At 51.7% G+C, this 16,883-nt stretch carries 16 protein-coding genes; 12 read left to right on the plus strand and 4 right to left on the minus strand.

The window, feature by feature from the left end; all coding sequences use genetic code 11:
• Nucleotides 1–271: 271 nt before the first annotated feature.
• Nucleotides 272–781 carry a P-loop nucleotide/nucleoside kinase family protein gene (locus NBZ79_RS09495; protein ID WP_251937923.1) on the plus strand — a complete coding sequence of 170 codons (510 nt, stop codon included), beginning with the start codon at nucleotides 272–274 and terminating at the stop codon, nucleotides 779–781.
• A 106-nt stretch (nucleotides 782–887) separates the two neighbouring features.
• On the plus strand, nucleotides 888–2,720 hold the full coding sequence (locus NBZ79_RS09500; protein WP_251937924.1) for an ATP-binding cassette domain-containing protein: 1,833 nt from the start codon (nucleotides 888–890) through the stop codon (nucleotides 2,718–2,720).
• Nucleotides 2,721–2,730: 10 nt separating this feature from the next.
• Here NBZ79_RS09500 and NBZ79_RS09505 read toward each other — a convergent pair whose 3' ends face one another.
• Together NBZ79_RS09505 and NBZ79_RS09510 are read right to left on the minus strand one after the other, a co-directional pair.
• Nucleotides 2,731–3,084 carry a nuclear transport factor 2 family protein gene (locus tag NBZ79_RS09505; RefSeq protein ID WP_420854600.1) on the minus strand — a complete coding sequence of 118 codons (354 nt, stop codon included), beginning with the start codon at nucleotides 3,082–3,084 and terminating at the stop codon, nucleotides 2,731–2,733.
• 27 nt (nucleotides 3,085–3,111) lie between these two features.
• Nucleotides 3,112–3,768 carry a TetR/AcrR family transcriptional regulator gene (locus tag NBZ79_RS09510; protein ID WP_251937929.1) on the minus strand — a complete coding sequence of 219 codons (657 nt, stop codon included), beginning with the start codon at nucleotides 3,766–3,768 and terminating at the stop codon, nucleotides 3,112–3,114.
• 193 nt (nucleotides 3,769–3,961) lie between these two features.
• Between NBZ79_RS09510 and NBZ79_RS09515 the strand changes: the two genes are divergently transcribed.
• From NBZ79_RS09515 to NBZ79_RS09555, 9 genes are all read left to right on the plus strand, one after another.
• A complete protein-coding gene (locus NBZ79_RS09515; RefSeq protein WP_251937932.1) occupies nucleotides 3,962–5,302 on the plus strand; it encodes an NAD(P)-dependent oxidoreductase in 1,341 nt (446 codons plus the stop codon).
• A gap of 17 nt (nucleotides 5,303–5,319) precedes the next feature.
• Nucleotides 5,320–6,594: an NAD-dependent dihydropyrimidine dehydrogenase subunit PreA gene (gene preA / locus NBZ79_RS09520; protein WP_251937934.1), complete on the plus strand. Its 1,275-nt coding sequence runs from the start codon at nucleotides 5,320–5,322 to the stop codon at nucleotides 6,592–6,594.
• Between the two features lie 14 nt (nucleotides 6,595–6,608).
• A complete protein-coding gene (locus NBZ79_RS09525; protein ID WP_251937937.1) occupies nucleotides 6,609–7,844 on the plus strand; it encodes a Zn-dependent hydrolase in 1,236 nt (411 codons plus the stop codon).
• Between the two features lies 1 nt (nucleotide 7,845).
• On the plus strand, nucleotides 7,846–8,631 hold the full coding sequence (locus tag NBZ79_RS09530; RefSeq protein ID WP_251938058.1) for an ABC transporter ATP-binding protein: 786 nt from the start codon (nucleotides 7,846–7,848) through the stop codon (nucleotides 8,629–8,631).
• Nucleotides 8,624–9,538, plus strand: coding sequence for an ABC transporter permease (locus NBZ79_RS09535; protein ID WP_251937940.1), 915 nt, complete (start codon nucleotides 8,624–8,626; stop codon nucleotides 9,536–9,538). The genes NBZ79_RS09530 and NBZ79_RS09535 overlap by 8 nt, the downstream gene beginning before the upstream one ends.
• Complete coding sequence (locus NBZ79_RS09540; RefSeq protein WP_251937942.1) at nucleotides 9,538–10,665, plus strand: ABC transporter permease; 1,128 nt, start codon at nucleotides 9,538–9,540, stop codon at nucleotides 10,663–10,665. Before NBZ79_RS09535 ends, NBZ79_RS09540 begins: the two co-directional genes overlap by 1 nt.
• A gap of 60 nt (nucleotides 10,666–10,725) precedes the next feature.
• Entirely contained in the window at nucleotides 10,726–11,718 is a 993-nt protein-coding gene (locus NBZ79_RS09545; protein WP_251937944.1) for an ABC transporter substrate-binding protein, read from the plus strand.
• Between the two features lie 90 nt (nucleotides 11,719–11,808).
• Nucleotides 11,809–12,477 carry an ureidoglycolate lyase gene (locus NBZ79_RS09550; RefSeq protein WP_251937945.1) on the plus strand — a complete coding sequence of 223 codons (669 nt, stop codon included), beginning with the start codon at nucleotides 11,809–11,811 and terminating at the stop codon, nucleotides 12,475–12,477.
• Nucleotides 12,478–12,501: 24 nt separating this feature from the next.
• A complete protein-coding gene (locus tag NBZ79_RS09555; protein ID WP_251937948.1) occupies nucleotides 12,502–13,449 on the plus strand; it encodes a DMT family transporter in 948 nt (315 codons plus the stop codon).
• A gap of 57 nt (nucleotides 13,450–13,506) precedes the next feature.
• Here the strand turns inward: NBZ79_RS09555 and hydA are convergent, their stop codons facing one another.
• Complete coding sequence (gene hydA / locus NBZ79_RS09560) at nucleotides 13,507–14,964, minus strand: dihydropyrimidinase (protein ID WP_251937951.1); 1,458 nt, start codon at nucleotides 14,962–14,964, stop codon at nucleotides 13,507–13,509.
• A 149-nt stretch (nucleotides 14,965–15,113) separates the two neighbouring features.
• On the opposite strand from hydA, the gene NBZ79_RS09565 reads away from it, so the two are divergent.
• Complete coding sequence (locus NBZ79_RS09565) at nucleotides 15,114–15,986, plus strand: nitrilase-related carbon-nitrogen hydrolase (protein ID WP_251937953.1); 873 nt, start codon at nucleotides 15,114–15,116, stop codon at nucleotides 15,984–15,986.
• 15 nt (nucleotides 15,987–16,001) lie between these two features.
• Here the strand turns inward: NBZ79_RS09565 and NBZ79_RS09570 are convergent, their stop codons facing one another.
• Nucleotides 16,002–16,883 carry a DMT family transporter gene (locus NBZ79_RS09570; protein ID WP_251937956.1) on the minus strand — a complete coding sequence of 294 codons (882 nt, stop codon included), beginning with the start codon at nucleotides 16,881–16,883 and terminating at the stop codon, nucleotides 16,002–16,004.

Here is a 16,883-nt window from a genome sequence, read left to right on the forward strand (position 1 = left end):
AAAAATAGTAAATTATCTATATTAATTCTATTTTAAGTAGAATATTCTCCATATGGGAATTATGTTGACAAGATCAATTGCCGGGGCAAGGTGATTGATGCTAGAAAGTGAGGATGACTTACTGCGCACAAATTATTGACCGGATTATCAACTCCATTCATCAAATGGCGGGATAACCTGTGTCTTAAGTCGCAAGTCCAACCCGCCCAGTGAGGCGGGTTTTTTCATGCCGTCTCTTTGAGCCTTTAAATATGGTCACGGAGAAAAAATTATGTCGACAGATAACCAAGAGCAAACGGCCAAGCCGATGTTACATCTTGTTTGCGGGAAAATTTGCTCGGGAAAATCGACGCTGGTAAACCAGCTCGCCCAAGGATCCAAATCAATTCTTCTGAGTGAAGATGCGTGGTTGACGGCTCTTTACCCGGGTGAAATAAAGGATTTGAGGGATTATGTCCGGTACTCCGGACGGCTGAAAACGGCCTTGGGCGGGCATATTCAGGCGTTACTGGTCACCGGCAATACAGTGGTTCTCGATTTCCCAGCAAATACTGTTGAGGGCCGGTTATGGCTGAAAACCTTGTTTGAGACGGCCGGGGTTGCCCATGAGCTGCATTTTCTCGATGTGCCGGATGACATCTGCAAGGCGCGATTACAGGCGCGCAACGCCACGGGAGAGCATCCTTTCAAAACCACAGACGCGGAATATGACCTGATCAGCAGCTATTTCGTCCCCCCGGCGGCGGCGGAAGGGTTTAATATCATCCGGCATAAATCCTGATCGCCGGTTTCCAGATAATTTTATTCACCAGCCAATTGCTGTGGGGGATGCATAAATGCTAGAAGCCTCTCACTGATCAAACTCCAACTTATTGGACCCACGATTTATGGCAGCTCCTATCCTGGCCCTTCAGAATGCCCGCGTCACGTTTGGTGGGGGTGATTTGTTTTCCGATATTTCCCTCGGGGTGGAGCGGGGCATGCGTATTGCGTTGATGGGACGCAATGGATCGGGAAAATCCACCTTGCTGAAAGCCATAGCCGGCGATATCGATCTGGACGGCGGGGAGAGGTTCCTGCAAACCGGTGTTCGCGTCAGTTATCTGCGGCAGCAACCGACTATCGTCCCGGGACGGACTGTCTATGAGCAGGTTCAAAGCGGCTTGCCCAAAGGCGCCGCCGATGACGGGGGCGATACCAGCTATCTGGTGGATCAGGTGCTGGTGGGTGTGGGGATCGACGGCAGCCGCCAGCTGGATACGTTGTCCGGCGGAGAGGCGCGGCGTGTTTCCCTGGCTGAGGCGCTTGTTTCCGAGCCTGATGTATTGCTTTTAGATGAGCCGACTAACCATTTGGATATAAACACAATTCTCTGGCTGGAAGGGGAGCTGAAAGCGTTTAAGGGCGCCCTTATGATCATCAGCCATGATCGACAGTTTTTAAAGAACCTGACCAATCGCCTGTTCTGGCTGGATCGTGGTCAGCTGCGCACCCATGGCAAGGGATTTTCGGCCTTTGATCACTGGTCGGAGGAAATTCTTCGCCGTGAAGAGGTGGAAGCCAAGAAACTGGACAAGAAAATAGCCGAGGAAACCGACTGGTCCCGCAAGGGCATTACAGCAAGGCGGGCGCGGAATGAGGGTCGCATCCGGGCCTTGCATCGGTTGCGCGCTGAACGGGCAGAACGCGCCGCGCCAGTCGGCAATGCCAAGCTAACCGTGAGCGCCGGCAGCAAGAGCGGAAAAACGGTCGTTGAAGCACATGATATTTCCAAAATATATATGGATGAACTTAAGCAAGAACAGGAAGTTATTCGAAAATTCTCAACTAAAATACAAAGAGGCGACCGGGTCGGTATCATTGGCCCCAATGGTGCCGGTAAAACCACTTTATTGAAGATCCTCATGGGGGAACTTGAACCCACCACGGGAGAGGTCAAACTGGGTACCAACCTGACCCCGGCCATATTTGATCAGCATCGGGACAGTCTGGATCCGGATACCAGTCTTTGGGACACCCTGGCCGATCCCGGCAGCGGTCAATTGCTGGTGCGCGGCGAAGTTCGGCATGTGGTGGCCTATTTGCGGGATTTCCTGTTTGAAGACAGGCAGGCGAAAAGCCCGGTCAAATCCCTGTCGGGCGGAGAGAAGAACCGCTTGCTGCTCGCCAAGTTGCTGGCACGGGAAAGTAATCTGCTGGTGCTGGACGAGCCGACAAATGATCTTGATATGGAAACCCTTGATCTCCTCCAGGAAATGCTAAGTTCTTATTCCGGAACCCTGCTTGTGGTCAGCCATGACCGCGACTTCCTCGATCAATTGGTGACATCAACCATTGTCATCGAGGAGGGCGGGCATGTGGATGAATATGTGGGCGGCTATTCCGATTACATACGGGGCCGCAAGGACAGAGGCGCAAAATCCCGAAAAACTGCCGATAAAAAAACATTGCCGGCCGATAACAGGGAAAAACAAAGCCGAAAGAAGCTCACCTATAAGGATCAACGCGATCTGGAGCGGTTGCCAGCGGAAATCGAGAAGCTGGACGCGGATATTGCGAAACTGGAAAGCGACCTGGCTGACCCGGAGTTCTTTAACAAGAACCCCGACTTGTTTAACGCCAGTGTGGCCAAGTTATCGGAATACAAGACGCAAAAAGAGACTTATGAGGATCGCTGGCTGGAGCTGGAGATACTGCAAGAAGAGATGAACGGCGCCTAAAGCGGGAATTCTATGCCAAGGGCAGGTTATGCAGTTTTAGAAAACTGAGTTTATCCCAATATCCGCGCTGAAAGACAATCAGCTCATTTTTTACCGTGAAAAACCCGCATCCGCGCAAGCCAACGGGATCGCGCCATTCCAGTATGGCGACATCACCAGCTTCATGAATTGTCTCTGGAATACAAACCATATCCGAGGCGGCAAATTCCCGGGCAAACATGGCCTGTATGGCTGCGCGGCCCGTGACAGGGGCCTGGGTAACTTGATGATTAACGGCCTCCTCGGCATATAATTCCGCAATTGACGCGGCATTGCCCTCATTGAACCGCTTAACCCATTCGTCGACAATCTGACGGGGCGTCATTGAAGGCTCATCTGGCATTTTTCGGCCCTATTGCTGGCGGGCACTGACGGGAACCAAGCCGCAGGTACGCAAGATTGTGGTAATGATATTGTTGGTCGCCACGTTGAAATCTTCATCGGTAAGGCCATTTTCCCGCCCCAGAATGGCGGACCACTGGCTTTCAAAATCGGCCCAGGTCTGGGTGAGGGCCCAGATATGGAAAATAAGATGCTGGCTATCGACCGGCGCCATTTTGCCCTGTTCAATCCAGGTATCGATGAGCGCAGCCTTTTCATCCACCCAGTCCTTTAGTTCGGTGGAGAGGTAGGTATTGATCCGCGGCGCTCCGCGAATAAGTTCATTGGCAAATACTCGGGAGGCTTCGGGCCGGGATTTGGAGAGTTCCATTTTTGCCCGCACATAGTCACTCAGCGTGGCGGCGGGATCATCAGATTCTCCGAGGCCCTTGAAGGAGGAGAGCCAGACATCAACAATATCATCCAGAACCGCCCGATAGAGCTTTTCCTTGGTGCCAAAATAATAATGGATATTGGCCTTGGGTAAATCCGCTTCCAGGGCAATGGCTGAAGTTGTGGCGCCACGAAACCCCGATTCTGCGAACACCTTCTCGGCGGCCTTCATAATACGTTCCATGTTGGCAAGGCGAATTCTTCCTTGCGCATTTCCATCTGTAGATTGATCCACTTAACTACCCAACTGGTTCTAAAACTAATTCTGGCGCCCGAATATTGAGTTAAAAATCCACTATTTCAAGCCGTCTTGCAACTAATTTTAAAAAAACTTGACCATTTGGTCAGTTTTTAGTTATGGTTTTGGCAACAAGGGAATGTCCAAAAAAATAAAAAGTGATTTTGGGCAACAACAGGGGAAAAGACTTATGAGCGATATCGCTGTCGGACGGCTGTCCGATGAAGAGTTGGCGCAAAATTTTTCTGATATGTATCCGCGACTTGACCGAAAGACAGCGCTGATTGAAGCCAGCCGCTGTTACTTCTGTTATGACGCGCCCTGCATGGAGGCTTGCCCGACGGGAATCGATATTCCCAATTTTATCCGGAAAATTTCAACGGATAATGTGCGGGGCTCCGCCCTGGATATTCTCGATGAAAATATCATGGGAGGCGCTTGTGCCCGTGTTTGCCCAACAGAGGTTCTCTGCGAAGGGGCCTGCGTGAGGACGGCACAGGAGAATAAGCCGGTTGTGATCGGAAAGCTCCAGCGTTACGCCACAGACTGGTTGATGGACAGCGCGGAGCAACCCTATGAAAGAGGCCCTGCGACGGGGAAAAAAATAGCCATTATCGGCGCCGGACCGGCCGGGCTTGCCGCGGCGCATCGCCTGGCTATCCTGGGTCATGAAGTGGATATATTCGAGGCCTTACCAAAATCCGGTGGCCTTAATGAATACGGCATAGCGGCCTATAAGGTGCCGGATAACTTTGCCCAGAAGGAAGTGGATTTTATCCTCGGCATTGGCGGGATTACCGTTCATCATGAAAAACGGCTGGGCGAGGATATCCATCTTGGGGATTTGCGTCGTGACTATGATGCGGTGTTTATCGGAAGCGGTCTTGGCTCTGTTCAGGCCATGGGGCTGGATAACGAACATATGGACGGTTTGTATAACGCTGTCGATTATATTGCCGACTTGCGCCAGACGGATGATTTGAGCGCTTTATTGGTTGGCCGTCATGTTGTGGTCATCGGCGGTGGCAGTACGGCAATCGATATCGCCGTGAAGAAGAAACGGCTTGGCGCGGAAAGCGTCACATTGGTTTACCGGCGTGGTGCGGCGGATATGAGCGCAACTCTGGTCGAGCAGAAATTTGCCCAGAATAACAATGTTACCATTAAGCACTGGATGCAGCCGGTAGCCGTCAAGACAGTTGAAGACCATGTCAATGGAGTTGAGTTCGAATATACGGAACTGGATCGTGATGGAAAACTGACCGGAACAGGGGAGACAACAACGCTGCACGCAGATATGGTTTTCAAGGCCATCGGACAGGTGTTTGTTCCGGATCCTGTTACCCATGACTCGGGCCGACTGGAGCTGCAGAATAACAGAATTGTCGTTGACGAGAATTACGCGACATCCCTGGCCGGCGTCTATGCGGGCGGTGACTGCGTTGTTGATAATGTCGGATTAACCGTGGCAGCTGTTCAGGATGGCAAACAAGCTGCGAAGTCAATCAACGACTATTTGATGAATTCATAGGGGCGGAGACGGATAGAATGGCTGATTTAACATATAATTTCGCTGGAATTAAAACTCCGAATCCTTTCTGGCTGGCCAGTGCGCCGCCAACGGACAAGGAATATAACGTCGTGCGCGCATTTGAAGCGGGCTGGGGCGGTGTGGTCTGGAAAACACTTGGTGAAGACCCGCCGGTGGTAAATGTGTCGTCGCGCTACGGCGCCGTTAATTTCAATGGTCAGCGGATGATGGGGTTCAACAATATAGAACTTATCACGGATCGCCCGCTGGAGGTCAATCTGGAGGAAATCACCCGGGTGAAAAAAGACTGGCCGGACCGGGCCGTTGTTGTCTCGTTAATGGTGCCCTGCGAGGAAGAGCCGTGGAAGCGGATTTTGAAAAAGGTTGACGCGACAGGAGCCGACGGGATTGAGCTGAATTTCGGCTGTCCTCACGGGATGTCTGAACGCGGTATGGGGGCTGCGGTCGGGCAGGTGCCGGAATATATCGAGATGGTCACACGCTGGTGTAAGAAATATTCCCAACTCCCTGTAATCGTTAAGCTAACGCCGAATATAACGGATATCCGCCACGCGGCACGGGCCGCGGTCCGGGGTGGGGCGGACGCTGTCTCCCTGATCAATACCATCAACTCCATTACCAATGTAGATCTCGATCAGATGGCTCCCATGCCGACGGTAGATGGAAAAGGAGCGCATGGTGGTTATTGCGGGCCGGCGGTAAAACCCATCGCGCTTAATATGGTGGCGGAAATTGCCAGAGATCCGGAATGCGGGAATATTGCCATATCCGGTATTGGCGGCGTATCCGATTGGCGCGATGCGGCGGAATTCATGGCGCTCAGCTGCGGAACCGTGCAGGTTTGTACAGCGGCCATGCATTACGGCTTCAAAATCGTCGATGATATGAAAACCGGCCTTAGTAACTGGATGGACAGTAAAGGGTATAAATCCATTGATGAGTTTCGGGCGATGGCCGTGCCAAATGTCACGGACTGGAACCAGCTCAACATGAATTACGACATCAAGGCGCGGATCAATCAGGATCTCTGCATTAAATGTGGTTTATGCCATATTTCCTGCGAAGATACATCGCATCAAGCCATAACAGCCTCTCGTGTTGACGGTGAACGTCATTACGAAGTAGTGGACAAGGAATGTGTGGGATGTAATCTGTGTATGCTGGCCTGTCCTGTCGACAATTGCATCACAATGGAAGAAGTTGATAGTGGCAAGCCATATATGAATTGGAACCAGAACCCCCTAAACCCTTTGGCAACAGCCGCGGAATAGAGACGGAAATAAACATGCAGAATATGAATGTGAAAGGCGACCGCCTTTGGGAAAGCCTGATGGAAATGGCAAAAATCGGTGCGACGGAAAAAGGCGGATGCTGCCGTCTGGCGCTGACGGACCTTGATCGTGAAGGCCGGGATTTGTTTTCTGAGTGGTGTAAGGATGCGGGCTGTACCATCAAAGTTGATAAAATGGGCAATATATTTGCGCGCCGGGCCGGAACAAATGATGATCTTGCCCCCGTGATGACAGGGTCTCATCTGGATACCCAACCCACAGGCGGCAAATATGATGGCGTATTTGGAGTTCTCGCCGGACTGGAAGTCTTGCGGACGTTAAATGACTTTGACGTGAAAACAGAGCATCCGGTTGAGGTTGCCGTCTGGACCAACGAGGAAGGCTCGCGCTTTGCCCCGGCCATGGTCGCCTCAGGTGTCTTTGCCGGCGTTTTTGATCTTGAATATGGCCTCAGTCGTGCAGATCTTGACGGCAAGACCATGGGCGAAGAACTTGATCGCATCGGATATGCCGGAACCGAAGAGGTAGGCGGGCGTGAGATCAAAGCCTTTTTCGAAGCGCATATTGAACAGGGCCCGATCCTGGAGCATGAGGAGAAAACCATCGGCGTAGTGATGGGCGCCCAGGGACAACGCTGGTACGAAGTTACCGTAACCGGGCAGGAAGCTCATGCCGGACCGACCCCGATGGCCCGCCGCAAAGACGCCCTTGTCGCGGCGTCCAAGATGGTCACGGAAGTCAATCGAATTGGCCTGGATAATCAACCTTTCGCCTGTGCAACGGTCGGTCTGCTGCAATCCAGCCCGAATTCCCGCAATACAATACCGGGTTCGGTATTTTTCACGGTTGATTTCCGTCATCCGAAAGACGAGATTTTGAGCAAGATGGATGCTGAACTCCGGGCTTTTTGCAAGAAAACAGCGGAAGATGGTGGCTTTGAAATGGAATTTGAAGAAATCTGGTATTCACCACCAGTTGAGTTCGATGATGCCTGCGTAAAAGCGGTTCGAAACGGTGCGGATACAGCTGGCTACGGTAATATGGATATAATTTCCGGTGCCGGTCACGATGCCTGCTATATCAGCCGCGTCGCGCCAACGGGAATGATTTTTGTTCCCTGTGAGAACGGGATTAGTCATAACGAGGAAGAAGAGGCGACACCGGAAGATCTCGCCGCCGGATGCAATGTTCTTTTGCATGCGATAGTTGAGCGCGCCAACATTGCCTGAGATGTCTACAGATGCCGTCGTTGAGATCAAAAAACTCAACCTGATCTTTCCGGCACCGGACGCGCCGGTTCACGCATTGTCGGATATCGACCTGAAACTGGATGCCGGCGACTTTGTCTCCTTCATCGGACCTTCCGGTTGCGGGAAAACCACGCTCATGCGGGTTATCGCTGATCTGGAAACACCGACGGATGGCCATATTTCAGTGAACGGCTTGTCCCCTGAGGAAGCCCGGAAAAACCGGGCGTATGGATATGTCTTTCAGGCGCCCGCTTTGTATCCCTGGCGGACCGTTCAAAAGAATATCATGTTACCTTTGGAAATCATGGGCTTATCGAAGCAAGAACAGCGAGAGCGGGCGGAGAAAAACCTGGCGCTTGTCAATCTGGAAGGGTTTGAGAAAAAATTTCCGTGGCAGCTTTCCGGCGGGATGCAGCAACGGGTTTCCATAGCCAGGGCATTGGCGGTTGAGCCGGATCTCCTGCTGATGGATGAGCCTTTTGGTGCCCTTGACGAGATTACACGGGATCATTTGAATGAGCAGCTTTTAAAACTCTGGAATCAAACACAAAAGACCGTTGTCTTCGTGACCCATTCCATTCCCGAAGCCGTCTTTTTATCGTCGAAAATTGTTGTCATGTCGCCGCGGCCCGGCAAGATCATTGATATCATAGATAGCGGCCTGCCGCGGGATCGAACTCTCGATATTCGGGAAACCCCGGAATTTCTCGAAATTTCCCACCGGGTGCGAGAAGGGCTGAGATCGGGGCATTCCTACGATGACTGATCAGCAGACAGGAACGAAACCCAGCCATTGGGGTCGGCTCTATAACGGCCAGATACTTCCTGTCGTAACGGTCATTCTGGCGATTATCGTGATCTGGTATGCGGGCGCTGTTTATATGAACTCCGAACGGTTGATCGACGGATATGAACGGTCGAAAACCGACTGGGAATTTTCAGATCTGGTTGAAGATTCCTGGTCCATGGAACGGCCGATCCTGCCGGCTCCTCAACAGATTATTGAGGAACTGGACAACACCATCATTGACAAGAAAATCACCTCGAAACGCAGCCTGGTTTTTCATGCCTGGATAACGTTGTCATCGACATTGCTGGGATTTGCCTTTGGGACGTTACTCGGCATTGTTCTCGCGGTCGGGATTGTCCATGTCAAAACACTGGACCGCAGCCTGATGCCGTGGGTTATTGCGTCACAAACCATTCCAATCCTGGCCATTGCTCCCATGATCATTGTCGTGTTGGGCCATCTGGGCCTGACCGGGCTGGTCCCCAAAGCCATCATTTCCATGTATCTATGTTTCTTTCCCATTACCATTGGAATGGTCAAGGGATTGAGATCGCCGGACATACTGCAGCTTGACCTGATGAAGACTTATAGCGCGTCGAATAATGATGTTTTTTGGAAATTACGCATTCCAGCCTCCATTCCGTATCTCTTTACAAGTTTGAAAGTTGCCGTGGCCATCAGTCTGGTGGGGGCCATTGTTGCCGAACTGCCAACGGGCGCGGTACAAGGTCTTGGGGCTCGCTTGCTGGCGGGGTCCTATTATGGGCAAACCATCCAGATCTGGTCGGCGCTTGTGGTGGCATCTGTGCTGGGAATGGTGCTTGTCTGGGCCGTCGGGATTGCTGAAAAGCTGACGCTGCGCCGGATGGGAGGGCAGAGCTGATGGCGGGCCGTTATGATCCTGTCCTGATTATATTTATGGGCTTTTCCCTTGTCTCTTTCTGGTTTCCTGTCGGGCATGATGGCAATGACTCCGTCACCTGGTGGTTCGACATTCGGGCCGGTGCATTGGTTGCCGCGTCTGTCCTGATTGCGGGGATACAACTTTATTTTCGGGTAACAAACTTAACATTTGCCCTGTTTGTCACACTTGCCTTGATCCTGGGTGTAATGGCGCCACTTTTAGCCATCGATACTCTCCGAACTGATGGCTATGAGGCAATCGGGCTGTGGATTTATGTTGCAGGACTTGGATTTCTGGCCTGGCGGGCGATGGCTATGTTGTCAAAAGCGGCGGAGTTTAACCGGCTGATTTCCTTTGCTGTACCGGCCCTGTTCGGGCTCTGGCTGCTATATTTATGGCAGGTGGTCACTACGGGCTTTGGCGTGCCGTCGGTTCTGTTGCCATCGCCCGGGCAAATCGGTGACGCCATCGCGGCTAATGGTGAGACACTCTATGCGGATTTCTATCAGACAGTGATCAAGTCGGTGCTATCGGGGTTCGTGTTCGGCTGTGGATCGGGTTTTCTTGTGGCCATTCTGGTTGATCGGATTCCCTTTATGCAGCGTGGTCTGTTGCCCTTGGGCTCACTTGTCAGTGCCGTGCCGATCGTCGGGATCGCGCCGATCATGGTGATGTGGTTCGGGTTCGATTGGGAATCCAAAGCGGCTGTTATTGTCGTCATGACCTTTTTTCCCATGCTGATCAACACTCTTGCCGGATTGCAGGCAACGGGAAAGATCGAGAAAGATCTGATGCGGTCCTACGCTGCGGGTTACTGGCAGACGCTTTTCTTTGTCCGCTTGCCAAACGCGCTTCCCTTTATTTTCAATGCGCTTAAAATAAACTCAACACTGGCAATGATTGGCGCCATTGTCGCAGAGTTTTTTGGCACGCCGATTGTCGGCATGGGGTTCCGGATTTCAACGGAAGTTGGCCGCATGAATGTCGATATCGTATGGGCAACCATTGCCGTCGCCGCCGTCGTTGGTTCCGTATTTTATGGCCTGCTGGCCTTGTTTGAGAAGAGACTGACCTTTTGGCACGCTTCTTACCGGCGGGCTAGATAAACTGGGAATAGATAAGAAGAAACGATAATAAGTAGAACGTTAAACAGGAGAGGAAGAGAAATGAAGAAACTAACCTTACTCGCCACTGCCGCCATATTTGGTGCCATGGCCATGTCCGCGCAGGCGGCCGATAAACTGACCTTGCAGCTGAAATGGGTAACACAAGCCCAGTTTGCAGGCTATTACGTGGCGAAGGATAAAGGCTTCTACAAAGATGCCGATCTGGAAGTCACCATTAAACCTGGCGGACCTGATGTGGCCCCTTCGCAAGTGATTGCCGGTGGCGGCGCTGATGTTGTCATTGACTGGATGCCGGCTGCTCTGGCCACCCGTGAAAAAGGCGTTCCGCTGGTCAATATCTCGCAGGTCTTTGCAAAATCCGGCATGATGCTGACGTGTCGTAAAGACATGGGCGTGAAAACAGCCAACGACTTTAAAGGCAAGACCTTGGGTGTTTGGTTCTTCGGCAACGAATATCCGTTCCTGTCCTGGATGGATACGCTTGGGTTTTCAACTTCCGGCTCAAACCCGGATATCACGGTTCTGAAACAGGGCTTTAACGTTGATCCGATCTTGCAGAAGCAGGCCGCTTGTGTTTCTACAATGACTTATAACGAATACTGGCAGGTCCTGGATGCAGGTCTGACCCCGGAAGAATTGACCGTGTTCAAATATGAAGAGCAGGGCGTCGCGACGCTTGAAGACGGTCTTTATGTGATGGAAGACAGCCTCAAAGATGATGCTATGGTCGACAAGCTGTCCCGTTTCGTTGCTGCATCCCTGAAAGGCTGGGAATACGCGGTTGCCAATCCGGATGAAGCGGCCGACATCGTTCTTGAAAATGATGCCACTGGTGCCCAGACCGAGAAGCATCAACGCCGTATGATGCGGGAAATTGCCAAACTTGTCGGAACTAACAAAGTTGGCCGTCTGGACGAAGCAGCCTATCAGCGGACTGTGGATATTCTGATGTCCGGTAAATCCGATGTGGTGATCGCCAAGAAACCGGAAGGTGCCTATACCCAGATGATTTGGGAACGCGCTCAAAACTAAACACATTTTTGTTGCGAAAAAGGGAAGGGAAACCTTCCCTTTTTTTATGTCCTATGGCTTAATCCTTGAAAAGCAGTGAAAGGACAGCATATGGATCACTCGGCAACCGCTAAATCTCCCAATTTTCTAAATCCGGACATTCCCGCCAACCTGCCGTTGCTGGATGTGCCTGTGGTCGTCGCCACCGACGAAAGCCTGAAAGGATATGGCTGTCTGGTGTCGGATTATGAGAATTTTGAAATTGAAATTGTCACCTGGCCGCTCACCGGACGCCGGCGGGTAGATGAGGGGACCGGCAATCAGGGGGGTACCGCCGAAGGCATTTTCGAATTTTGGTGGGAAGGGGATGTTTTATGGGGCCGTAATAATGCCATTCACGATACCTATGTGCTTGGCTGGTGTTGTGATCCGAGCGAGGCTGATTCCAAAAACACCGAAAGCGAACGGGATCAAGTCCTGCTCTGGCATGCCAATTATCATCCGGATGGCGGGCAACTATTCTATTCATTGGATGGAACGCCCTTCATGGTGCCTCTTGCGCTGCCAGGAGATAATGTAAGCCCCGAAGATTTTGTCAGCTTCTATTGTGATGGAACGCAAGCCCTGTATATCCACCCTAATATCTGGCATGAAGGTGTCTTTCCCATTGGCGATAAAGGACAGTTTTTCGACAAGCAGGGAAAAGTACATGGCCGTGTTTCCGCCAATTTCGCGGAAGAATTCGGTACCTTGTTACGGGTTCCCCTTAAAGCGCCATAGGATTTCCGGAAAGACCGTATTCCAATGACGCGGCAGGGACCGCGACCAGATAAAACCGCGCAAGGCATCGTCATTATTCTGGCATCGGTTTGCATGATGTCGTTCAACGATGCCATGGTAAAACTGATCAGCTCAGATCTTACTGTCTGGCAGGTGTTTTTCGCCCGGTCCTTGTTCGCCATTCCGGTTCTACTCCTGATTTGCAAGGTGAGCAAAGTCAGCCTCTTCCTGAAGGCCCCAAAATGGGTTGTCTTCAGAAGTTTTCTGTTAATCCTGTCCTGGATCGTTTTTTATGCGTCTTTACCAGTTCTGAGTTTGTCCGTCGCCGCAGTTGCCATGTATACGAACCCCATATTTACAACGCTTTTATCCGCATTACTAATCGGTGAGCCGGTCCTTAAGCGTCAATGGATTGGTGTCTTTTTGGGTTTTCTGGGAGTGCTTGTGATATTGAAGCCCGGAACCGACGCCTTTTCATGGTTCACGCTGCTGCCCCTGCTGGGTGCCGCTTTATATTCATTCGCCATGATCCTGACCCGCAGTAAATGTCAGGAGGAGGCGCCGCTTAACCTTGCCCTCAATCTGCATGTGGCGTTTCTTGTAACGGGTCTGCTGGTCAGCGCCGTTCTGTATCTTGCCGGACTTGATATGGCGACAAAGGATTCTTTTCCCTTCTTGTTCGGGGACTGGTTTTCCATGGCGCTAGAGCATTGGGCGTTAATGGCGTTTCTCGGGTTACTCTCTGCCGTGTTTTTTGTCGGTGTCGCCCGGGCCTATCAAATCGCGCCACCTTCCATCATCGGGACCTTTGACTATGGTTATCTTGTATCCGCCGTAATCTGGGGTCTGGTGTTCTTCACGGAAAAGCCGGATCTGCTGACAATCATCGGCATGGTTTTGATTACAATCGCGGGCCTGCTGGTCGCGATTTCAAAGGGTGTCAACCAGCATCAAGAACGGGACGCATTGTAATCATAAAAAGACCCCGCCCGTGTCAGGGCAAGGTCTTTTGAAGATATCTAACGGAAATTACTCAGCGGCTTGGGCCGCACGATTAACTTTTCTGGGAGCTGTTTCCGCCCGGCGTTTTTCAAGCGCGGCAAAATGAGTATTGAAGGTCGGACGCTTGATATAACGACCGGCCCCTTTGACCACATTCAACTGGCCATCTTTAAACACAACATTGCCCTGACTGATTGTATGGCTTGGATTGCCGCGGGTTTCCATATTTTCGAAGATATTGAAATCCACATTCTGAAAATGGGTTTTGGCCGATATCGTCCGGGTTTTTTCAGGGTCCCAGACAACAATATCCGCGTCTGCACCAATCGTGATTGATCCTTTGCGCGGATGAATGTTGAAAATCTGCGCCGCATTGGTAGAGGTGATTTTCACGAATTCATTGATGGTCAGTTTGCCCGTATTGACGCCGTGATGCCAGAGAACGGACATGCGATCCTCAACCCCGGAGGTGCCGTTGGGAATAAGGGTGAAATCATCCCGGCCGGCTGCTTTTTGCGGTGCGCAGAAACAACAATGATCCGTTGCCGTCGTTTGAAGGTTACCCGATTGCAATCCGCGCCATAAGGCCCGCTGATGGTCCTTGGGACGGAACGGCGGGCTCATGACATGGGCGGCGGCAAACTCAAAATCATCATTATAGTAAACACTGTCATCTATCAGCAGATGCCCCGCAAGACATTCGCCGAAAACCCGTTGACCTTCCTGACGGGCACGCGTGATGGCTTCGAGTGATTCCTTGCACGACACATGCACTACATAAATTGGCGTTTGCAGAACCTGGGCGGTCCGAATAGCACGGTTCGCTGCTTCGCCTTCCACTTCAGGCGGGCGGGACTGCGGATGCCCCTCCGGACCCGTAATGCCTTTTTTCAGCATTTCCTGCTGCAGGTGATAGACCATCTCGCCATTTTCCGCATGAACGGTGGCCATGGCCCCCAATTCCCGGCAACGGGAGAAACTGGCAATCATCATCTCGTCGGATACCATGATGGCATTCTTGTAGGCCATGAAATGCTTGAAGGAATTGATGCCTTCTTGCTCAGCCAGAATTCCCATATCCCGGTGGACCGTGTCATCCCACCAGGTAACGGCCACATGAAAGCTGTAATCTGCCACGGATTTTTCAGCCCAGCCACGCCATTTCTGATAGGCCTCCATCAGGGGTTCTTCCGGGTCAGGGATGACAAAATCGATAATTTGCGTCGTACCTCCTGCGGCTGCGGCGGCGGTGCCGGTCTCAAAATCCTCTGAGGCCACGGTGCCCATGAACGGTAGCTGCATGTGGGTATGGGGGTCGATGCCACCGGGCATGACATACTGTCCGCCGGCATCAACAACTTCGGCGCCGGACGGGACTTCAAGATCCTTACCGATGGCTTTGATGAGCCCATCTTCACAATAGACATCTGCCCGATAAGTCATTTCTGAGGTAACGACCGTTCCACCTCGTATCAGAGTTGACATGTCTTTCTCCTTGTTATGTTCGCATATGTGGGTCTATGGCCCGGTATTTAGCCTTATTTTAGCTTTGCCTTTTGAAAAAGGATAGCTAAAATCCTGACCATATGGTCAAAAATTGAAGATTTCTATCTTTTTGAAACGGGAGGGGATAAATGACGATGTTACGGGCAGGGCTGATACAAATGGGCCTCAAGGGTAATACGGATATGCATCCTGATGAAATTCGCGACATGATGGTCGCCGCCCATATTCCCTATATTGAAGAAGCCGGCGATAAGGGGGTGCAGGTCCTCTGTTTTCAGGAAGTGTTTAACCAGCCGTATTTCTGTCCCTCCCAGGACAGTAAATGGTACGCCGCGACCGAGAGTATTCCTGATGGTCCCACCATCAAGCTGATGCAGGAATATGCCAGAAAATACAGCATGGTGATTGTGGTTCCCATGTATGAGCTGGAAAAAACCGGGATCTACTACAACACCTGCGCCGTAATAGATGCCGACGGCAGTTATCTTGGCAAGTACCGGAAAACCCATATCCCGCAAGTTTCGGGTTTCTGGGAAAAATTCTTTTTCCGTCCGGGAAATTCCGGCTGGCCGGTGTTTGACACGGCTTATTGCAAACTCGGAGTCTATATTTGCTATGACCGACATTTCCCCGAAGGTTGGCGTGCGTTGGCGCTGAATGGGGCGGAGTATATCGTTAATCCATCGGCGACTGTGAAAGGGGTCAGCCAGTATTTATGGGAGCTGGAACAACCAGCCTCGGCCGTGGCGAATGGCTGCTATATTGGCGCGGTCAACCGGATTGGTTCGGAAGCACCGTGGAATATCGGCGAGTTTTACGGATCGTCCTATGTGGTCAATCCGCGCGGCGAAATTATTGCCCAGGCGTCGGAAGATAAGGACGAGCTGGTCGTGACGGATATGGATATGGATATGGTCAAGGAAATCCGCGATAACTGGCAATTTTTCCGCGACCGCAGACCCGAAATGTATGGAGATCTGTCAGACGTTGGCAAGAGCTAGGGGTTGTATCTTTACTCACGCTTTGCCCAACTGCCGCTCCCGATAGAGGATATACAGGCCGCTACAGACAATGATCAGCGCGCCGACAATGGTCAGGCCGTCGGGGAAGTCGCCGAACACGGCATAGCCGAAAATCGCCATCCAGATCAACTGCACATACTGGAACGGTGCAGCGGTTGACGCTGTGGTGAAGTCAAAAGCCTTGATCATGATAAAGTGACTAACGCCGCCAATCAGGCCAATAACTATGAGGATCAGCCATCCTTGCAGGTCGGGGGCGACCCAGAAAAACGGCATGGCAGCACTCATTAAAACAGTCCCGACAAGCGACGTATAGAAAAGCGTTGTTGCCGGATTGTCGATGCCGGACAGAAACCGGGTCATGATCTGGTACAGCGCGTAAAAAATGGCGGTGCAGATCACCAGAAACAGGGCCGGGTGGACCTCGGTCATGCCGGGCCGGAGAATAACCATCGCTCCCAGAAATCCCACAATTACAGCCCCCCAGCGACGGTAGCTTATTTTTTCCTTCAGAATAAGAACTGAAAACAGGATAACAAAAAGCGGCGCCGTCGAACCGACAGCGCCGGCATCGGCCAATGGCACGTATTTTATCGCTGTGAAAAAGCTGATGGTCGCGCAGAGCAGTAACATGGAGCGGATAATCTGGAGTTTGGGCCGATTGGTTTGGATGAGCCTGAGGCCCTGCGAGGGAACCATGAACAGGGTCATCAATACGGTGTGAAAGAAATTCCGCGCCCAGACAACTTGCATGGGTGGGTAGGATTCTGTCGCGACCTTGACAATCGTGTCCATCACCACGAACAGGAAGATGGCCGTACAAAACAGGAAGATCCCTTTATAGGAACTTGGGGCAGCAGTCGTCGGCGCAGACAT

The organism is Sneathiella marina (assembly GCF_023746535.1).
In the GTDB taxonomy this organism is placed as follows: domain Bacteria; phylum Pseudomonadota; class Alphaproteobacteria; order Sneathiellales; family Sneathiellaceae; genus Sneathiella; species Sneathiella marina.

Bases quoted from the DNA above. Each gene is read 5' to 3' on its own strand.
- NBZ79_RS09495 (WP_251937923.1), top strand. From the start codon at position 272: ATGTCGACAGATAACCAAGAGCAAACGGCCAAGCCGATGTTACATCTT.
- NBZ79_RS09500 (WP_251937924.1), top strand. From the start codon at position 888: ATGGCAGCTCCTATCCTGGCCCTTCAGAATGCCCGCGTCACGTTTGGT.
- NBZ79_RS09505 (WP_420854600.1), bottom strand. From the start codon at position 3,084: ATGACGCCCCGTCAGATTGTCGACGAATGGGTTAAGCGGTTCAATGAG.
- NBZ79_RS09515 (WP_251937932.1), top strand. From the start codon at position 3,962: ATGAGCGATATCGCTGTCGGACGGCTGTCCGATGAAGAGTTGGCGCAA.
- preA (WP_251937934.1), top strand. From the start codon at position 5,320: ATGGCTGATTTAACATATAATTTCGCTGGAATTAAAACTCCGAATCCT.
- NBZ79_RS09525 (WP_251937937.1), top strand. From the start codon at position 6,609: ATGCAGAATATGAATGTGAAAGGCGACCGCCTTTGGGAAAGCCTGATG.
- NBZ79_RS09530 (WP_251938058.1), top strand. From the start codon at position 7,846: ATGTCTACAGATGCCGTCGTTGAGATCAAAAAACTCAACCTGATCTTT.
- NBZ79_RS09535 (WP_251937940.1), top strand. From the start codon at position 8,624: ATGACTGATCAGCAGACAGGAACGAAACCCAGCCATTGGGGTCGGCTC.
- NBZ79_RS09540 (WP_251937942.1), top strand. From the start codon at position 9,538: ATGGCGGGCCGTTATGATCCTGTCCTGATTATATTTATGGGCTTTTCC.
- NBZ79_RS09545 (WP_251937944.1), top strand. From the start codon at position 10,726: ATGAAGAAACTAACCTTACTCGCCACTGCCGCCATATTTGGTGCCATG.
- NBZ79_RS09550 (WP_251937945.1), top strand. From the start codon at position 11,809: ATGGATCACTCGGCAACCGCTAAATCTCCCAATTTTCTAAATCCGGAC.
- NBZ79_RS09555 (WP_251937948.1), top strand. From the start codon at position 12,502: ATGACGCGGCAGGGACCGCGACCAGATAAAACCGCGCAAGGCATCGTC.
- hydA (WP_251937951.1), bottom strand. From the start codon at position 14,964: ATGTCAACTCTGATACGAGGTGGAACGGTCGTTACCTCAGAAATGACT.
- NBZ79_RS09565 (WP_251937953.1), top strand. From the start codon at position 15,114: ATGACGATGTTACGGGCAGGGCTGATACAAATGGGCCTCAAGGGTAAT.
- NBZ79_RS09570 (WP_251937956.1), bottom strand. From the start codon at position 16,883: ATGTCTGCGCCGACGACTGCTGCCCCAAGTTCCTATAAAGGGATCTTC.